The organism is Marinomonas spartinae, from assembly GCF_016461715.1.
Taxonomy (GTDB): domain Bacteria; phylum Pseudomonadota; class Gammaproteobacteria; order Pseudomonadales; family Marinomonadaceae; genus Marinomonas; species Marinomonas spartinae_A.
In genome coordinates, this window is record NZ_JAEMUI010000004.1 from 47882 (window position 1) to 67153 (window position 19272).

The 19272-nt window shown below is 43.7% G+C and carries 14 protein-coding genes; 7 read left to right on the plus strand and 7 right to left on the minus strand.

What is annotated here, in order from left to right:
• Positions 1-22: 22 nt before the first annotated feature.
• The 3 genes from JHD45_RS05550 to JHD45_RS05560 all read right to left on the minus strand — a co-directional run bounded on the left by JHD45_RS05550 (position 23) and on the right by JHD45_RS05560 (position 6971).
• Positions 23-2011 (minus strand): BCCT family transporter, encoded by a 1989-nt coding sequence (locus JHD45_RS05550; protein ID WP_199475518.1) that lies wholly within the window; start codon positions 2009-2011, stop codon positions 23-25.
• Positions 2012-2450: 439 nt separating this feature from the next.
• Positions 2451-4379, minus strand: coding sequence for a methyl-accepting chemotaxis protein (locus tag JHD45_RS05555; RefSeq protein WP_199475519.1), 1929 nt, complete (start codon positions 4377-4379; stop codon positions 2451-2453).
• A 660-nt stretch (positions 4380-5039) separates the two neighbouring features.
• The gene (locus JHD45_RS05560; RefSeq protein WP_199475520.1) at positions 5040-6971 is read right to left on the minus strand and encodes a methyl-accepting chemotaxis protein; all 1932 of its coding nucleotides are present in this window, start codon (positions 6969-6971) and stop codon (positions 5040-5042) included.
• Positions 6972-7665: 694 nt separating this feature from the next.
• Here JHD45_RS05560 and adhP point away from each other — a divergent pair.
• Positions 7666-8676, plus strand: coding sequence for an alcohol dehydrogenase AdhP (gene adhP / locus JHD45_RS05565; protein ID WP_199475521.1), 1011 nt, complete (start codon positions 7666-7668; stop codon positions 8674-8676).
• Between the two features lie 67 nt (positions 8677-8743).
• On the opposite strand, the gene JHD45_RS05570 is transcribed toward adhP, so the two are convergent.
• Positions 8744-10033: a GGDEF domain-containing protein gene (locus JHD45_RS05570; protein WP_199475522.1), complete on the minus strand. Its 1290-nt coding sequence runs from the start codon at positions 10031-10033 to the stop codon at positions 8744-8746.
• Positions 10034-10198: 165 nt separating this feature from the next.
• Between JHD45_RS05570 and JHD45_RS05575 the strand changes: the two genes are divergently transcribed.
• The 3 genes from JHD45_RS05575 to JHD45_RS05585 all read left to right on the plus strand — a co-directional run bounded on the left by JHD45_RS05575 (position 10199) and on the right by JHD45_RS05585 (position 12909).
• Positions 10199-10339, plus strand: coding sequence for a hypothetical protein (locus JHD45_RS05575; RefSeq protein WP_199475523.1), 141 nt, complete (start codon positions 10199-10201; stop codon positions 10337-10339).
• 105 nt (positions 10340-10444) lie between these two features.
• Positions 10445-10852, plus strand: a complete 408-nt coding sequence (locus tag JHD45_RS05580; RefSeq protein WP_199475524.1) for a GFA family protein — start codon at positions 10445-10447, stop codon at positions 10850-10852.
• 413 nt (positions 10853-11265) lie between these two features.
• Complete coding sequence (locus JHD45_RS05585) at positions 11266-12909, plus strand: methyl-accepting chemotaxis protein (protein ID WP_199475525.1); 1644 nt, start codon at positions 11266-11268, stop codon at positions 12907-12909.
• Between the two features lie 186 nt (positions 12910-13095).
• Here JHD45_RS05585 and JHD45_RS05590 read toward each other — a convergent pair whose 3' ends face one another.
• Both JHD45_RS05590 and JHD45_RS05595 read right to left on the minus strand, forming a co-directional pair.
• Positions 13096-15297: a PepSY domain-containing protein gene (locus tag JHD45_RS05590; RefSeq protein ID WP_199475526.1), complete on the minus strand. Its 2202-nt coding sequence runs from the start codon at positions 15295-15297 to the stop codon at positions 13096-13098.
• A gap of 18 nt (positions 15298-15315) precedes the next feature.
• Positions 15316-15792 (minus strand): DUF2271 domain-containing protein, encoded by a 477-nt coding sequence (locus JHD45_RS05595; RefSeq protein ID WP_067012179.1) that lies wholly within the window; start codon positions 15790-15792, stop codon positions 15316-15318.
• 181 nt (positions 15793-15973) lie between these two features.
• On the opposite strand from JHD45_RS05595, the gene JHD45_RS05600 reads away from it, so the two are divergent.
• Both JHD45_RS05600 and JHD45_RS05605 read left to right on the plus strand, forming a co-directional pair.
• Entirely contained in the window at positions 15974-16636 is a 663-nt protein-coding gene (locus JHD45_RS05600) for a response regulator transcription factor (protein ID WP_199475527.1), read from the plus strand.
• Complete coding sequence (locus JHD45_RS05605) at positions 16629-17969, plus strand: ATP-binding protein (RefSeq protein WP_199475528.1); 1341 nt, start codon at positions 16629-16631, stop codon at positions 17967-17969. The genes JHD45_RS05600 and JHD45_RS05605 overlap by 8 nt, the downstream gene beginning before the upstream one ends.
• A gap of 12 nt (positions 17970-17981) precedes the next feature.
• Here the strand turns inward: JHD45_RS05605 and JHD45_RS05610 are convergent, their stop codons facing one another.
• Entirely contained in the window at positions 17982-18362 is a 381-nt protein-coding gene (locus JHD45_RS05610; RefSeq protein WP_199475529.1) for a winged helix-turn-helix transcriptional regulator, read from the minus strand.
• 191 nt (positions 18363-18553) lie between these two features.
• Between JHD45_RS05610 and JHD45_RS05615 the strand changes: the two genes are divergently transcribed.
• Positions 18554-19105 (plus strand): flavodoxin family protein, encoded by a 552-nt coding sequence (locus tag JHD45_RS05615; RefSeq protein WP_199475530.1) that lies wholly within the window; start codon positions 18554-18556, stop codon positions 19103-19105.
• Positions 19106-19272 lie beyond the last annotated feature (167 nt).

The following is a 19272-nucleotide window of genomic DNA, read 5'->3' on the forward strand; positions in this document are numbered from 1 at the left end:
TCTGTTTAGCAAAGTATTTTTATTAAGAAACGGTATTCCAAGGCAGTTGTCCCGGTGCGGCATCAACAAAGTTGAAGTACTGCTCTAACTGATCAATAAGATCTCGAATCACTTCATCTTTGCTACAGCCATAAAGCTCGTAACCCAATGCCCCATTACGAATGTACACATCCGCTTGCCAATGGGTGTCATAGTTTGATTTGTCACTATGGGCTTCAGGTATTTGGTGTTCCGTCGCCAACACTTGATAGAAAAAGTCCAGTTTATCGTCATGTTCAAGTTGGAAGGTAACACCATTCTCTTGCGTGGTAATGTTGGCTTTCCAGTCATGGATCGCCAGTTCTTTTTGCACTTCTTCCATCGCTGGCACGACCACTTCTTTAATAAAGTGGCTCACCTTGGCCTGTCCAGGAAACTTAAACAATGTACTAAGACGTTTGCGCCAGTTGCCCTCATTACTAAACGCACGTCCAGGAGCCGCAGCCGCTTCTACGGCGGCTTCACGATGGCCTTCAATAACCAGTGCTCGCCATAACCCAAGCGCCGCCAACAGCATAATCATAGCAAAGGGCAATGCGGCTAGAATACTCATGGTTTGTAATGCACTTAAACCGCCGGCTAACAACAAGGTGGCAGCAATGACACCTTCAAGAGAAGCCCAGAAGACACGCTGCCAAATGGGAGTTTCTAGTGCACCGCCAGACGCCAATGAGTCAACGACTAAGGATCCAGAATCCGATGAGGTAACAAAGAAAGTGATGATCAAGAAAACGGTGACGACGGATAAAAAAGTAGACCAAGGTAACAAATCATAGAACTGAAATAAGGCCACTGAATGGTCTGCCTGTACTTCACCAATCAACACATCTTTGCCCTGCTCCATAATCAAATACAAGGCGGTGTCGCCAAAGATAGAAAACCATAGGAAAGTAAATATGGTCGGCACAGCAAGCACACCAAAGATAAACTGGCGGATGGTACGGCCACGGCTAATTTTGGCAATAAACAAGCCAACAAACGGAGCCCAGGCAATGGTCCATGCGAAGATAAACAGTGTCCAGTTACCAATCCAATCACTTTGCGTGTACGCCTGTAGATTAAAGGTACGCTCTACAATGTTGCTCAAATACGCCCCTGTGTTTTGCACGAAGGCATCGAGAATATGAATGCTAGGACCGACAAAAAAGACAATGACCATAATGAATACGGCTAATCCCATATTCAAAATCGATAGGTTTTTCACCCCTTTATCCATACCAGCAACCACAGAACCAATCGCCGCTAAGGTAATCAAACCAATCGCAATCACTTGTACTGTCGTGCTAATAGGAATGCCTTCCCAAAGGTAATGTAAGCCAGCATTAATCTGTGTAACCGATAACCCAAGCGTCGTCGCTAAACCAAACAAAGTACCGAGAATGGCAAATACATCAACAGTATGACCAATAGGGCCATAAATACGATCACCAATCAGCGGATAAAGTGCCGAGCGGACGGACAATGGTAAACCATGACGAAACGCAAAATAGGCAAGTACCAGCCCCATCAGACCGTATATGCCCCAAATATGTAACCCCCAGTGGAAGTAAGCAATTTGCATCGCTTCACGAGCCGCCCCAATGGTTTCAGCGGTGGCATTAGGTGGTTGAGAGAAATGTAATACCGGCTCAGCAACACCAAAAAACAACAGAGCGATACCGTAGCCAGCGGAAAAAAGCATCGCAAACCAAGCAGGAAAGCTGTATTCCGGATCAGCGTGATCTGGCCCTAAGCGAATATTGCCCCAGCTACTGAAGCCAATACAAACCATAAACACGAGAAAAATCGCGGTGGCCAACATATAAAACCAGCCAAAGGTTTCTGTTATCCATGACAACGCACTTTTGAATGCCTCGCCAGCAAGCTCTGGGTTACTAAGTGTTCCGACGATGAGTAATAGAGTGATAATAACGGTGGGAATAAATACCGGCAGCAATACTGCCCCCGATAACGTTTTCTGCGAGTTGGTCATAAAGTGATCTCCTATCCATATGCCCTGACAGGCTTATATGGATAGTAACGTACATAACCTTATGGATCCCCCAAACTGAGCCTCTTGTTACGATAAGATACAAAAAAACCAGTGCTAACATAATCAGTTAGCACTGGTTTAGTATCATTCGTCATCGCCCTTTAGACCTATTAACACCTTTCCTTAATCTTGAGCTGACGTTTTTTGCAGAGCTTTCATTTCATCATGGCACTCTTGCATTTTAACTTTAATACGACGCAACGTGACCTCACAGTCTTGGGGTTGGTTTCTCTCTAGAGCATGGTCGAGTTCTTCTAGTTGATCAATATAAGTAAAGGCAGTGGAATTGCTAACAACGTAGAATTGGGTGTTCAAACAAAAGGCAATGTGAGAAGCACATTGCCTTTATAGAGTAGAGTCAGTCAGGCTTTGAGCATAGCTAGAGTTTGAAGCGGAGCGTTAAGTCTTGCAGCGTCTGACTTAATCGAGATAACTCTTCACTAGCTTGTGATGTCTCTCGTGCACCACTTGCGGTTTGTTTTGATATATCACGAATGGTCACTACGCTTTTACTAATTTCCTCAGCTGCCACGTTTTGCTCGGTGGTTGCAGAGGCTATTTGCGTATTCATATCAGACAAATAGGTAATAGAGCTGGTAATTTGTTGCAATGCGTCGTTTGCTTGCTCACTCCTTACCACCGTTTCTTCTGCGGTTTTCTCATTTTTTTGCATTGCCTGAACGGCAATAGACGCTTTTTGTTGCAAGCCTTCTATTAGTACCGATATTTCTTCGGTAGCATCTTGCGTCCGCTGAGACAGATTGCGAACCTCATCCGCCACAACAGAGAACCCTCGACCTTGCTCGCCCGCTCTAGCTGCCTCAATAGCCGCATTAAGCGCCAGTAAGTTCGTTTGCTCGGCAATGCTTTGAATCACATTGATCACCGTGACGGCATTTTTCGACTCATCACTCAATGCCTCAATTTGAATGGCGGACTGGGCGATCTCCTGAGCCAATCCAGCAACCGCTTCTTTACTGGATATAACAATCGCACTGCCTTTTTCAGATAACTCACTCACCTCTTTAGCAGAATTAGAGGCATTCTCTGCATTTTTGGCGACGTCATTTATGGTTAACGACATCTCTTCCAGTGCAGATGCCATTTGATCAACCTCTTCCCGCTGACTCTCAACACCCGCAGCGGTTTGTCCCGTCACAACAGAGAGCTCTTCCGACGAAGAAGCCACTTGATCAGCACTTGAGCCAAGCTGGGAAACAATATCACGAAGTCCAGCGATCATTTGCGCTAAAGAAGCCATCAGATGGCCCACTTCATCACCAGAGTTTTTCCCTTCTAGGGTAACGGTTAAATCACCATTTGCGACTCTCTCCGCCATTTCTTTCGCTCTTTGCAATGGTGGAACAATTAAATGACTAATGAGCCAAGCAGCAAGTACTGAAATCACAATAGCAATGGCACTAATAATAAGGGATAAAGTCGAGACGTTTTTCTGCAAGGCAATCATTTCTTGTTTTTGTTTTGCCCGACTCTCTTCTGCCAGAGGAAGAACCGATTTCGCCGCTTCAATCATACTATTTCGCGCAGCTGATTTCCTATTATTCAGATCCACATAAGTATTCATCGCGGTCTCATATTCTCTAACTTCTTTCATCGCCTGCGTTAATTCTGACTGGAGTTGGGGTGAACTTTCGGACGTACCCACCATGTTTTTTAACTTGGTAAAAAGATTCTTAAGCATCTCAATTTGCTTTTTGGCAAGAGCAATGTGCGTTGGGTCGCCAGTAAGAACAAAGTTCTTTTCCTCAATACGGGCATTTAGGATATGGGTCGCCAATTGTCCTTTAAGTTTCAAAATATCACTGGCGGCACTAGACGAATTACCCTCCTGTTCCATACTTAATAGCCGATTCACAGCATCTCCTGCCTCTTTTTGCATCGACAATATGGCTTGCTGACCTTGCTTATCAAGCTGAACAAATTGAGAAAAGTCTTTCTGATAACGTGATATTTGCTGGATAATTTGATCCGCTATTGTATCACGCTCCGTTCTCTGAAGGTATTGAGCTGGAAGAAGCGCCTCGTTCATGGCTTTATTGTACCGATCGATGTATTCATCTTTTCCGCTGACATCATAATCTTTTTCCTCAATGCGAGCGGCCTGTAACATTTTTATAATACGGTTAGCCTTATCTGCTGCCGTTACTTTCTGATCGACAACGCGATACCCATAGTTATTAAGAAGTGTTAAGGTTATAACACTAACAATAACTAGACCAAAACCAAGCATCAGCTTATATCTAACGGAAAGATTGGTTATTCCAAGATAGCCAAGTAGATTTTTCATATAGCACCTTTTATTTCAGTTGTATGAATCGATTTATAAGTTGATTTCATCTTACGTTTGAAAATAAAAATCCATTTCTTTCCATTTAATTAAGACGCCATTAAAAACTAAAATAGCATAATAAAAAACCAACAAAGCAAAAAACAAATTACAGAAAACAATTTCTTACAAAAAAACCAAAAAATAAACTTGCTTTTATTTTTTAGCCTCATTTAAGTTAATCTTAAGATAATATAGTAAAAAAACTGTCACATTTAATATTCTATAATATTTATGATCTCAAAGAGGTAGACAAAAATTATTGAAGCTGGCTATATCGCATTGCGAACACAATCATGTCCAGAAGATAATTGGACTTCCATTCATACCAACTTCCATAAAGATCATTCGTGATACAGTGCTGTGCTGTTGTAAACGTCAAGCACTGCATGCCCTGATATATCAAAAATCGCAGCAACAAACTCCCTTTAATCTATACCTTAATCACAGACTTTCAGGGATAGTGTCAAAAAGGTAAAGGATGGTTATGACAGTTGCTCTTTTAAACTAGGGAAGTAAATAGAGGAGGTGGGCACCATTGAGGAGAACCAATAGCCAACATCCATGTCAGCATAAGATCTGTCAGAGACTAACTACTTTTCACCCTGCATAAAAACAAGTTTATAGTTTGAAGCGGAGCGTTAAGTCTTGCAGCGTCTGACTTAATCGAGATAACTCTTCACTAGCTTGTGATGTCTCTCGTGCACCACTTGCGGTTTGTTTTGATATATCACGAATGGTCACTACGCTTTTACTAATTTCCTCAGCTGCCACGTTTTGCTCGGTGGTTGCAGAGGCTATTTGCGTATTCATATCAGACAAATAGGTAATAGAGCTGGTAATTTGTTGCAATGCGTCGTTTGCTTGCTCACTCCTTACCACCGTTTCTTCTGCGGTTTTCTCATTTTTTTGCATTGCCTGAACGGCAATAGACGCTTTTTGTTGCAAGCCTTCTATTAGTACCGAGATTTCTTCGGTAGCATCTTGCGTCCGCTGAGACAAATTGCGAACCTCATCCGCCACAACAGAGAACCCTCGACCTTGCTCGCCCGCTCTAGCTGCCTCAATAGCCGCATTAAGCGCCAGTAAGTTCGTTTGCTCGGCAATGCTTTGAATCACATTGATCACCGTGACGGCATTTTTCGACTCATCACTCAATGCCTCAATTTGAATGGCGGACTGGGCGATCTCCTGAGCCAATCCAGCAACCGCTTCTTTACTGGATATAACAATCGCACTGCCTTTTTCAGATAACTCACTCACCTCTTTAGCAGAATTAGAGGCATTCTCTGCATTTTTGGCGACGTCATTTATGGTTAACGACATTTCTTCCAGTGCAGATGCCATTTGATCAACCTCTTCCCGCTGACTCTCAACACCCGCAGCGGTTTGCCCTGTCACAACAGAAAGCTCTTCCGACGAAGAAGCCACTTGATCAGCACTTGAGCCAAGCTGGGAAACAATATCACGAAGTCCAGCGATCATTTGCGCTAAAGAAGCCATCAGATGGCCCACTTCATCACCAGAGTTTTTCCCTTCTAGGGTAACGGTTAAATCACCATTTGCGACTCTCTCCGCCATTTCTTTCGCTCTTTGCAATGGTGGAACAATTAAATGACTAATGAGCCAAGCAGCAAGTACTGAAATCACGATGGCGATGGCACTAATAATAAGCGATAAAGTCGAGATGTTTTTCTGCAAAACAATCATTTCTTGTTTTTGCTTCGCACGGCTGTCTTCAGCAAGAGAAATGGCAGCTTGTGCTGCATTTATCATATCCTCTCGTCCAGCCGACTTCTTATTATTAATGTCTTCATAAGTATTCAGCGCTTTCTCATACTGACCCACTTGCTGAATCGCACTGACTAATTGTGACTTTCCTTCGGGTGTATCAAGCATCTCTTTTAATTTAGAAGCAATACTTTTAATTTTCTCAAGTTCCTTTTTAGCGAGAGCAATATTTGACGGGTCACTTGTAATAATAAAGTTTTTCTCATTAATACGTGTTTTTAGTATTTCGAGGGCCAATTCTCCTTGCATTCTCACCACATCGGTAGCCTGACTAGCACTAGATGTGTTTTCTTGATCCATCTGCGAGATCTGATTGACCGCATCTCCTGCCTCCTTTCGCATATCCAACATCGCTTGTTGGCTTTGCTTATCAAGCTGAACAAAGTCAGAGAAATTGTTCCGATAAACCGATATTTGCTGGATAATTTGATCCATTACTTTATAATGTTCTGTTCCCTTAAATATAGGTTTTAGGGATTGGGCCTCACGAACTGCCTCATCTAATGCCTTATTGAGCTTATCGACGTATTCATCTTGTGCTCTGGCATCATAATTTTTTTCCTGAATACGGGCCGTTTGTAACCGTTTAACAATACGATTCACCGTATCTGCCGCTGTTACCTTTTGCTGAACGACCGTATTTCCATAGTTATTAAGAGCCGTTAAGGCTATAATACTAACAATAACAAGACCAAAACCAAGCATCAGTTTATATCTAACGGAAAGATTGGTTATTCTAAGATAACCAAGTAGATTTTTCATATACCACCTTTTATTCGCTTGAATCCATTTAAAATTTGACCTTTTATCTTTCACTTAAAACTGAAAATCCATTTCTTTCCATTTAGTTAACACGGCCGTTATTGACTAAAATAGCACAACAAAAAATCAAGACAAGAAAATATTATTCCTTAATTCTAAAAAAATGTAATTATAATGTAAAAAAGCAAAAAATTCATATATCATTGATTTAAATATAAAAACATAAAAAAAGACTAATTTACAAAAAAAATAACAAGGCAAAAAGAAAAAAATAATAATTTACACCACAAGAAAAAAAACAACATATTACAAAACAAAACAAAAAATTACCTATATTTAAAACACATCATACCTTCTAATCTATCCATCAATTTAATCAAAAGATAACAATGGTAATAAAAAAACATTTTGTTAATACCTTTATAAAGGCATTACACCTAATTTTTTATTATATAAATAATTAAATAGAATTTTTTTCATCATTTTTTACACACTTAACCATTACGAAAAAGTAGCAACCACCGAGTCAGAAACCATCAAAAAACAGCCATTCTCTTTAGGTAAAGAATACTGTGATGCAAATATTTTGGACTACTGGACAAGCTTTTTTGTTGTTTGCTTTTAAAGTAGAAGTGAGCCACGAAAGTGCGCTTAACCCCTATTTAATAAAAATAAGCACAAGATGGAGTTTGTTATGAAAGCAGCTGTAGCCAGTAAATTTGGTGCCATTCTAAAAATCGAAGACGTTGTCAAACCTAAAATTGAACCACACCAGGTCCTTGTCAAAATACACGCTTGTGGTGTGTGCCATACGGATTTACACGCTTGCCATGGTGATTGGCCAGTGAAACCAACCTTACCTCTTATTCCTGGTCACGAAGGCGTAGGTGAAGTCGTCGAAGTAGGCAGTGCCGTGTCGCATCTTGCCCTAGGAGACCGTGTAGGTATTCCTTGGTTATACAGTGCCTGCGGACACTGCGAATACTGTTTAACGGGTAACGAAAACCTTTGTTTATCACAACAAAACGCAGGTTATTCTGTCAACGGCGGTTACGCGGAATACTGCGCCGCTCATGCGGAATATGTCGTGAAAATGCCCGATGGCTTAGGTTATGTGGAAGCCGCACCACTATTTTGTGCGGGCGTAACAACTTATAAAGCCCTCAAGGTATCAGGGGCAAAACCAGGCGATTGGGTCGCGCTATTTGGTGTGGGCGGATTAGGACATTTGGCCGTTCAGTATGCCGTTGCCATGGGCTTTCGAGTGGTTGCTGTGGATACGGGCGATGCTAAACGTGAATTAGCCATGTCCCTCGGCGCCGAATGTTTCTTTGACTTTAAAACCGATGACGTGGTCGAAGATATTTTGGCAAAAACCAATGGTGTCCACGCAACTGTCTGTACGGCAGTGAGTAAAGCGGGCTTTAGACAGAGCTATGACGTTGTCCGCCGAGGCGGAAAGTGTGTCTTAGTTGGTCTGCCTCCAGAAGACATGCCACTGCCTATTTTTAATACCGTACTGAACGGCGTAAGCGTTGTCGGTTCAATTGTTGGTACTCGTAAAGACCTCGAAGAATGTTTAGAGTTCGCAGCTCGGGGCAAAGTCAAAGCCATTATCAAAGAAAAATCTCTTGAAGACATTAATGACATCTTCGCTGATATGGAAAAAGGGGAAATTACTGGGCGTATTGTCATGTCGATATAGTATTTTCAATTGAATTAAAAATACATGAATCACTAAAAAGCCGACCTATTCTGGTCGGCTTTCATTTTTAAATGGCCACTTGTACATCACATTTTCCCTGTTTTTTAACACGGTACATAGTGCTATCAGCCGTTTGTATAAGCGATTTCATATCTTTACCGTGTTCAGGGTAATGAGCAATACCCAAACTGGTACTCACTTGTACTGTTTTATTTGTATCACTGATCAGGACTGGCTCCAATACGACATTTAAAATGATATTGGCTAATTTAAGCACTTCATCACGATCATCAAGGCGATCAAGCCAAATAATAAACTCATCTCCGCCGACTCTGACGATTTGCCCAACTTCTTTCACTTGCGAATGAAGCCTTTCAGCAATGCTGGTAAGCACTTGATTACCCGCTTCATGACCATAATTATCATTCACTTGTTTAAAGCCATCTAAATCCAAATACAGAATGGACAATAATTGATTTTGTTGTTCGGCCTTGATGATCAGTTCCGCTTCTTTTTCCAGTAAATAATGCAATGAAGGAACCCCTGTCACAGCATCATAATGCGCTAGTTGCCGTAACTTATCTTGTGCTGTTTTCTCGGCTTCTAACGCAGAATGTAAAGCAGAAACATCATACTCAGACATCAATAATAAAAACTCCCCCGTTAAAGGGTGGCGTGTGATGCGTATATCTAAACTGTGCTTACGAGGACCTATGGAGGTGTTCACATCACAGGTCCATTGGCCGCCTTTTTCGTCTATCGCCTGGGCTAATAGCCTTTGGCCTTCTTCTAAACTGACAAGGCGCGAGGTAAAGAAAGAATGTCCTTCAGGAAAATTTTCTCTAGAAAGATGCTTATAGGCTTCGGTGGCAGCTGGGTTTTCAACGATTGGATCACCAGCAAAACTGAAGCTTGTCACTAACACACTGGTATAGCGCATGGCTTCAACCAATAGCAGATTTTCTGGAGTATCCCCTAAATTCACTTCTTCATTGATGAACGCAATGATGGCTCGATGTTTATCTGGCCCGACCAAAACAGCACGATGGCGCATATACAAGGTCTTTGGTTTTCCATTTGGATAGGTTGTCCATGGATCGATTGTTAGGCCTGACTTAGAGGCCAGCTCAAAGGTTTGTGCAGTGCGATCCTTTGCGCCTTGGGTATCACCAGACAAGTCTTTATTTATCAAGTCTTCAAGCGTATTTAACCCCCAAAATTTAAGCGCCGCGGAGTTGCCCCACCACCAACCATGTTTATCTAGGTCAAAAATCCACACAACATCGGGAATTAGCTCATATAAAGCAACGTCGGCATGATCGCGAATATGGATCAAGTGGTCGTAATGGTTTGTCAATTTACTCTCCTTTCGGCAGCTTTCTCATTCATCAGTATTAAATAGCACACTCCTGCCTTTTTGTTATACCAAATTTATACTGGCAACCGCGTTGAGGCTTTCAGTTAATGCCCTCTTCCTCTGAGCATTTTAAACGTCGCCAACAGGGCGTTTCACTACGACGCTATGCTGACGATGATCAAGTCAGGAAAACTCAGTCCAGAGAAACTGCTGGGAAGAACCATCAGCTTAGAAGAGTCGATTTACGCGCTGACCAGTATGGATACGATCAATCCACCAGACGTCACGGTGGCCACTCAATTCTAAACCGTCACAGGAAACTTTCTTATTCGCTTTATTTGCAACCAAAAACCATGGCAAGATAGCATTTACAGAAAAACATAAAAAAAATCATCTTTGGAGAGCAATACTATGGGACATCTTCACACAGGATCTTGTCTATGTGGTGCGGTGAAATTTGAGGTAGACGGTGAATTTAAAAAATTCTTCTTATGCCATTGTAGCCGCTGCCGTAAAACCTCAGGTTCAGCCCATTGCGCCAACCTCTTTGCTCCAAATGCGACCATAAAGTGGTTAAGCGGTGAAGATAAGCTGAGCTACTATCATTTGGAAGGCACCCACTTTGCCCGTACTTTTTGTTCTGTTTGTGGTTCTAATGTCCCCACAGATGCCAAAGCTCGCAACCTAGTCGTTGTGCCTGCAGGTTGCTTGGATACGGATGTCGATATCACGGCTCAAGCGCATCTTTTTACGGGCAGCAAAGGCAATTGGGACGAAGGTTTGGATAAGGTTCCCGCTTTTGAAGGCATGCCAACCTAATAGTTTGTACACTAAACCCTATTCACCTAGATCGCATTAATAAAAAAGAGGAATCCGTTTTCTACTCTTTAATCAGGAGCAGAAAACGGATTTGTATAAACAGGAAAATAACCGCTTTTTGTCAGTGAAAGCAGTTTTCCGACGAATACACATCCTCTAAATAACGCTTTTGTATTGTCAGTTCTAGCAATAAAGCATTCTGAACAGAAGCAAAAAAAATGCGTAAAAACATAAATTTTCTATTTATATCAATATCTTAGTGCCAGATTCTCAAATAAAAAATAGGCGCAACCAAAGCGCTTATCACACAAAACAAGGGATATTTCTCCATCACTATCTATAATTAAAAAACCATAAAAATAAAAATCATAAAAAAACTATAAAAACTATAAAAGCTTTATTAAGGGGGATATATGGGACTCAAGCATATGAGTGTCCGACGTCAATTAATTGTTCTGATCTCCAGTGCAGTGATTGGCTTAATCGTATTAGTGGGATTAGGATTATTTCAAACTAAAAATATTTACGAAGCTTCTAACCATGTTAATGTAAAAACCGTTCCCTCAATTCAAGTGATGCTTAACATCAGTCGTGCCATCAGCGAAGTACGCCGCTTATCCTATGTGCATGTATTACGGAACGACGAAAGACAAAAGAAAAAAGTGGACGATCAGCTAAAAGCCCAAGTGGCGGAAGTTTACAAAGCGTTTGATAGCTATAAACCGCTTATTAGTGATAAAGAAGACGCCACGCTTCTCAACAATGAAATCAAAGCGTTTGAGGTCTACAATGCGAAACGCGAAAAAGCGATCAACCTATCACGCAAAAACATGCAATCTGCAGCAACAAAAGTCTTGCTCTATACTGCACCGGAAGCAGAGAAACTCACCCAAGCACTGAACAAGCACATCGCTTACAACCAAAAGTTAGGCGACGCCGGCGCACAAAAAGCGGTTACTACCATCTGGCAAGCCGTGATAGTACAAGCATCTATTGCGGTGATTGTTATTGTGGTGGTCTTCATTGTGGGGATTAAGATATTGCGAAATATCATGAAATCACTTGGCGGCGAACCTAAAGAAGTAGCAGAAATTGCCAATCAAATTGCCCAAGGCAACACAGACATTATCATTGAGCTGAATGACAGTGATAGCACCAGCTTAAAAGCCAGCATGAAAACCATGGCAGACACGATTCAAGAGATAGTCATGGATCTTACAGAGAAAATGTCTCGCTTGGCAGAAGGTGACCTACGGATACGGATTACCAAGGACTACATTGGAAATTTCTCGGCGATCAAAAGCAGTACCAACGGCATGATCGATCAAATTAAAGACATCATAGTAGAAACCCAAAACGCCACGGATCAGATGGCCGCGGCCAGTGCTCAAGTAAGCATTACCGCGCAAAACCTATCGAGCAGTGCGTCGTCTATGGCGGATAATTTAGAAAATACAACGGTAGCCATTGAGAGCATCTCCACCAGCATCAGCCAAAACTCCCAAAACGCCACGTCAACCAACGAAATCGCGCTAAATGCCAGTCAGAAAGCAGTGCAAGGCGGTGAAGCAGTGGATGAGACCGTGAGTGTGATGAAAAACATTGCCGATAAGATCAGCATCATCGAAGACATTGCAGAACAAACTAACTTACTGGCACTGAATGCGGCGATTGAGGCGGCTCGCGCAGGGGAACAAGGTCGAGGATTTGCCGTCGTTGCCGACGAAGTGCGCGCCTTAGCGGCGAAAAGTCAATCGGCAGCACAAGAAATCAGTGATATCACTCACAATAGTGTGCGAATCAGTGAGCAAGCGGGTAACTTATTAAAAGAAGTCGTACCGCAAATTCATCAAACATCGGAATTAATTCAATCCATCGCGAACGTGAGTATGGAACAAACCCAAGGAGTGGAACGTATTAATCAATCCATGCAGCAGCTGGATAACATCACACGTCAAAATACCGATGGTAGTGAACAACTCGCAAGCACCAGCGAGCAGATGACGGTCCAAGCTGAGCAGCTTAAACAAATGATGGGCTTCTTTAAGATTCATTAATCTTTTTAGCCACATGGCCAGACAGTGCAAGCTCTCTGGCCATTTTTATAGTCCATTTTTTTATGGCCAGAGAAGGCCTACTCTAAGCCAATGGTGATTCTTCGTTATTAGCCCAAGCATACTGGCTATGACTCAGGCTAAAGGGAACCCTTAACGTTTCATTGCTAGTAGTTTGTCAAAGTCTCGTTAATACACATCCTCCAAATAACGCCCTTGTGCTTTCAGCACGTCAACGTTCGTTTGCAGTGGCTCTAATATGTCGTTAAGTGCTTGAGTCACGCCATTTGCCATGCCTCGACCACCGCACACGAGAATTTGCGCACCTTGCTCTAGTAATTGTCGGACGGTTGCCTGATCCTGTAAAAGTTTATCCTGTACATAAGCTTTTTCTGTTGTTTGATCTTCTCCCTGTGAAAAAGCAGTCTGTAACCCCGTCAAACGCTGGTCATCAAGGTATCGAGTCAAGTCTGGCTGATAAAGAAAATCCACTTTTTGATTACGCCCGCCCCAGTAAAGAAACATCGGATGGCGCTGAGTATTTTGCCGAATAAACCCAGTTAATGGGCCAATACCTGCCCCAGCGCCGATCAGTATCACCGGATGACGGCCAACAGCAGGGCGAAACTCTGGGTTATGACGAATGAATCCCTCAATACAATCACCTAACTGTAAGTCATGTAAATAACTGGAACAGACACCATTAGGTTGCTTGCGAACGCAAATCTCCAACACATCATCCTTTGTCGAAGACGCTAAGGAATAAAATCGCGCGGTCGCCTCCTGTGGTGGCATCACTCCCAGTAAATCACCCGCCTCGAAAAAAGGTAAAGAATGAGTTCCCGCCGCACGAAAACGTAAGATACTAGTGGCCGCATGACCATTGACCCCATAATCTTCACGCCCAACCAATGCCAGCGTTTGTGTGACGGTAGGCTGCGGATGATAAGACAACGCCAGAGGCCACCCCGTCAAATTGGCAACCGTTTTGCCCCATTCCCTAAATTGCTCAGCAGAACTTCGATTAATTAACTCGGTATGACACAGAGGCGTAAGGCCTTTCTGCTCTAAGGCAGTGGTGACATCCAAAGCAAACTGACAAAAGTTGGGAAACTGTCGATCCCCAAAACCCAATACCGCAAACCGGAGCGAAGCATTGCTTTTAAAGCTTGTTAACTTGTTCATAAATTGCTGTGCCGTCGTCGGAGCGTCCCCATTGCCATAAGTCGAGGTCAAAATAAAAAGCGTATCGGCCTGAGGATAGTCCTCAACCAACTGGTTCATTTGCGCACAGTGAACATGCCGTCCAGCCCGAATTAATTGGCGCTGCAAATCTTGCGCAAACCCCCATGTCGTTTGACCCTCCGTGCCAACCAAAAGAATGGTGTCGGCTTCTTTGCTAGGCGTATTCACCAGGTCCCCTTTCTTCACCCGACGCTTTCTCCACCAAGCCAACACACCGGTATAGGACAAGACCGGAACGGTCAATGCACTCGCCCCGAGAATAAGACCAAGCCACCAAATTCCTTGCCCTGTATGTAAGCGGATGATCCATTGTTGAAATACCCCCATCGGCGGCAAACGGGTAAAGTTCAGTAGAGTGCCCGTCGACTGGTCCACAAAGCCGGACCCTTGTTCTGTCGTCAATGTATAAAAATCTTGGAGATCACCTGGATAGGGAAACACCAGTTCATGTAAGGAGGTTAAATCAATATTTTTTAACGCAATCAGTGAGCCTACGGGAGCAGGTTGGCCACCTGACACACTGGACGGAAAGGAAGGGGGAATAAAAGTATGATCCTTAACAAAGCCAAAACGCATGGCTGACATATAACTCCCTGTCAACGAGGAAAGCAATAACCCCAGCACAGCGAACCGAGCCAGTTCCGAGTGAATACGCTTCACACCGTTACCTTTAATCGGTTTGATAAGGGCCTTCCAGCCACCGAGCCGACGCACCAATAAAAAGACACCTGACAGGCATATCAACACCATAACCAGTGCTACCCCGCCGGCCAGCTTTCGCCCAGTATCATGCAGTAAAAAGGAGCGGTGCATGTCCTCAACCCAATCCATAAAAGCAGAAGGTTGGTAGGGGCCTATACTCTGCCCTGTCAACGGGTTCACTAAATCCGCCTTAGGCTGGTGGTTCGCCGTTTTATAATAAACAACCACTTCACCAGACAACTTTCGATCAATCTTTTCAACGTTTGGATGATGCTGAACAATCCGTTGCGCCATGGCAGCAACACTCACTTCCCCTTTATCCGGCACCACAGCATGGACTCTATGAATAGCGGGCATTAAGGAAAGCATGGCCCCGGTCGTTGCTATGGTGATTAAAAACAAGGCCATAAATAAACTGGGCAAACCGTGTAATTTACGTAACATTATTATTACCTCATCGTTTTACTTAAGGTCATAACGAAACGAAAGAACATACACACTCCCCATCACCGTTTTGCCGGATCCGGCCGTTGTCAATGGGGTGGAGACATCGGCACGATTGCTGTTACCATTTTCCACCGCACTGTCGATGACGATCCGATAGCCCTTATTAATTAAGTTATCAGGGATATTTTTGGTCACAACCAACGTACGACCACTGGTAACACTAGCGCCTGTCATACCATCGTATTCAGAAGGTCTTAAACGACTACCGCGAGCCCAACCAGGCAGCTCAAAATAGTAGCGGGCATTTCGCCCGGCCACCCAGATTGTTTTACGGTATCGGCCATGAGCATCCGCCAGATAAATCGCTAAATACGCACCACTACCATCGTATCTAGCAAGATGTGTGGTAAAGGTTACCTCTCGTGCCTGTGCTGACATTGATAGGGTGAACGCAGTGATCAGGCTTAACGCCAAAAAAATGTACTTTCTCATAATATCCGTCCTAATAAACCGTTGGACGAACTCTATAACCTTTACCTGACACTGACCTGAACAAGAAACAGAGAGAAAAAAAGACTTTTTTTTCACCCCCCACTGGCTAGCATGAACGTCGATTAATGACGGTCAGAGCAATGGGCGATAACGCCGTGATCAATAGAATAAGAGGTAAAACGTGCGAGTACTCTTGGTAGAAGATACAACCGGACTTGGGGAAGCTGTTCGGGATCAGATTCATGAAGATGGGCACGCGATTGATTGGGTGACCTCCTTGCGCTTTGCCGAAACCAGTATTCTTAACACAACTTATGATCTGATTTTGCTCGATCTCATGTTACCCGACGGTAATGGTTTCAGCTTTTTAAAAAAGCTTAGAAAAGCAGGTAGCTCAACGCCTGTTATCATCCTAACAGCACGCGATCAGGTGTCTGATCGTATTGAAGGGCTTAATGCCGGGGCCGATGATTATTTGATCAAACCGTTTGATTTGTCCGAATTATCCGCTCGAGTCAGCGCCGTTGCTCGACGTTATCGGGGCAATCCAAATCCATTGGTAAAAATAGGCCATTTAGAAGTCGACTTGAACGAACATCGCCTAAAGTCGAAAGGACAAAACGTTGAGTTAACAGCACGGGAATGGGCCGTACTGGAAGGCTTTTTTCAGCGACCAGGCACCTTGTTATCGCGCTCACAACTGGAGGATCGTCTCTATCAATTTGGTGCAGAAATCGAAAGCAATACCATTGAGGTGTACATTAGTCGCCTACGTAAAAAGCTAGGGCGCGAGGCAATTGTCACCGTAAGAAACATGGGCTATCGCCTAGAAACCAATGAATAATACACGCAGTTTAAAAAGAAACCTCGGCATAGGCCTAACACTAGGCGTCTCCATTCTATGGTTATTAAGTGCGATAGCCTCGGGTCTGGTCGTACAAAAAGAAATGAAAGAGGCCTTTGATAAAGCCCTCAAGCGGTCTACTCAGCATATCTTACCTTTGATCACAGCGGATATCCAAAAACGAACCTTGGGGGTAAACAACTCCCATATTCCGATCTTGCAAAACAACGATAAATACTTGCGATACAGAGTGCTTGATCGTCATGGCCATATCCTTCTACGCTCAAAAGATGCTGATCCACAGCTTTTTAACCGCTATCCTTTATTGGGGTTTTCTGACACCGCCACCCATCGAGTCTATACCACCACTGCCCTCAATCATCGCGTATTCATCGAAGTCGCTGAGTCACTCGCTTATCGAGATGAAGACCTGAAAGAAGCTATCGTTGCGCTGCTGTTCCCCCTGCTAATTCTTGCGCCAATCAGTTTTCTAGGCATCTTACTCATCATTCGCCTGTCGCTTCGTAAAGTTACCGACTTTCAACATGCCATTGAAAAACGCGGCGCTGGCGATTTATCTCCTGTCGGTACATATCGACTGCCTGCCGAGTTTTCACCTATCGCCATTGCGGTGAATCGGCTGCTTGAACGGCTGCGTAGAACCTTGGACGCTGAACGCAGTTTTACCGCCAACAGCGCCCATGAATTACGCACGCCTTTGGCAACCGCTCTTGCCAAAGTGCAACGCGTTAAAGCCGTCATTGACGATGTGCAACTGAAGCAACAGATTTCGGATGTCGAAGCCTCATTACACAGTCTATCAAAACAATCTGAAAAATTGCTCGAACTGGCTAAAGCAGAAGGGGGCGGTGCGTTGTCTGAGCAACCCCATGACCTAATACCGATTTTGGCAATGATCGCGGGTGACTTCAGTCGTCAAACACCAGACCGCCTTCATCTGACCCTACCCAACAGAGCGGTATCATCACATTTGGATCCTGATGCGTTTGCCATTTTAGTCAGAAACCTTATTGAGAATGCCCTTAAACACGGCCAAGCCGACCAGCCAATAGAGGTCTCTTTGTCCCACGATGGGACGTTGCGAGTGGTGAATGACGGTAACCTTGTCCCCCCTCAAGATATGGCGCGCTTACGTAATCGGTTTGTACGCTCTAATACAACCGCAGCGGGTTCGGGGTTAGGGCTCGCTATCGTCGACGCCATTGCAACAGGAGCAGGAATATCCTTACATCTCAGGTCACCAGCAACGGGGCGAAAGCAGGGCTTTGAAGCGGAACTCAATGTCAAACCAAGCACAAACAGTATCCATTAACATTAATGGTCTCTATGCATTAATACTGTCGTAATTTTTCTGAGCTTGCTTCACCTGCTCTATATTTTGTTCTGCCCAACAGCCAAGGTGCTCAATCGTTTGCATGAAGCTGTGCCCTAGGTCCGTTAAACGGTATTCCACAGTCACCGGAACCGTAGGGAAGGCAGTACGGGTAATCAAACCATCGCGCTCTAATTGTTTGAGTTTTTGCGATAACACCTTCTGTGAAATGCCCTCTACTTCTCGTTTAATTTGATTAAAACGAAACGCTTCTTTTTTAAGCAATCCAATAATCAACAGCGTCCAATGATCAGCCAACCGGTCAAAAAAAGCCCGTGCAGGACAGTCTTTGGAATAAATATTATAGGCGACAGGCGATGCATTTTGTTTCATGGTGGTTTCCCTCAGGTAACCTAGTCACTCTCTGGTTACTTCTTGTTAAGTTAGTTTCTAATATATACTATCAATTTTGCAAACACAAAACGAGACGTTATCTAAATGAAACCTTGCCGTGAGAAACTTTCACACGGCCATTGTGCAAAGGTCTCTTCGTATTAATCGATCTAAAAATATTGGAGTGAGTAATGAAAAAAACAGTCGTGGTTTTCTTCTCTGGATACGGACATACAAAACGAATTGCTGAGTATGTTACTAAAGGCGCGAATGCACAGAGCATTCAAATTGATGACAATGGTGACATCACCGAAGCCGATTGGGAGACGTTAAACGCCGCAGATGCCATTATTTTTGGCGCACCAACTTACATGGGCGGTGTACCTTGGCAATTCAAAAAATTTGCAGATGCCACCTCTAAAGCCTGGTTTACTCAAGCTTGGAAGGACAAAGTATTTGGTGCTTTCACTAACAGTGGTAGTTTAAACGGTGACAAACAAGTCACCCTGATTTATCTACAAACGCTGGCCTCTCAACACGGCGGTATTTGGGTAAGTTTAGGCCTTCCACCTGCGAATACACTTTCTGCAACACGTAACGATACAAACAACCTCGGCGGTTCTGTTGGCGCGCTCATTCAGTCTCCATCAGATGCCGCTGCAGATGCCATTCCTGAAGGCGATTTAGAAACAGCACGTCTTTACGGCGAGCGTGTTGCAAACATTGTCAGCCGCTTCAACTAAGTAAGCGTCTAACGGTTGTTCCACGGCATGGTGTCACCATGCCGTTTTCACTTCTGCTAAGACAAAACTCTAACCTGACTTTCCCCTCATCGAAGTGGCCGCTTTGTTCCTTTGTAAATCACAACTTAAGGTGCTTTAATTCACACACTATTTGCTATGATGTCGTT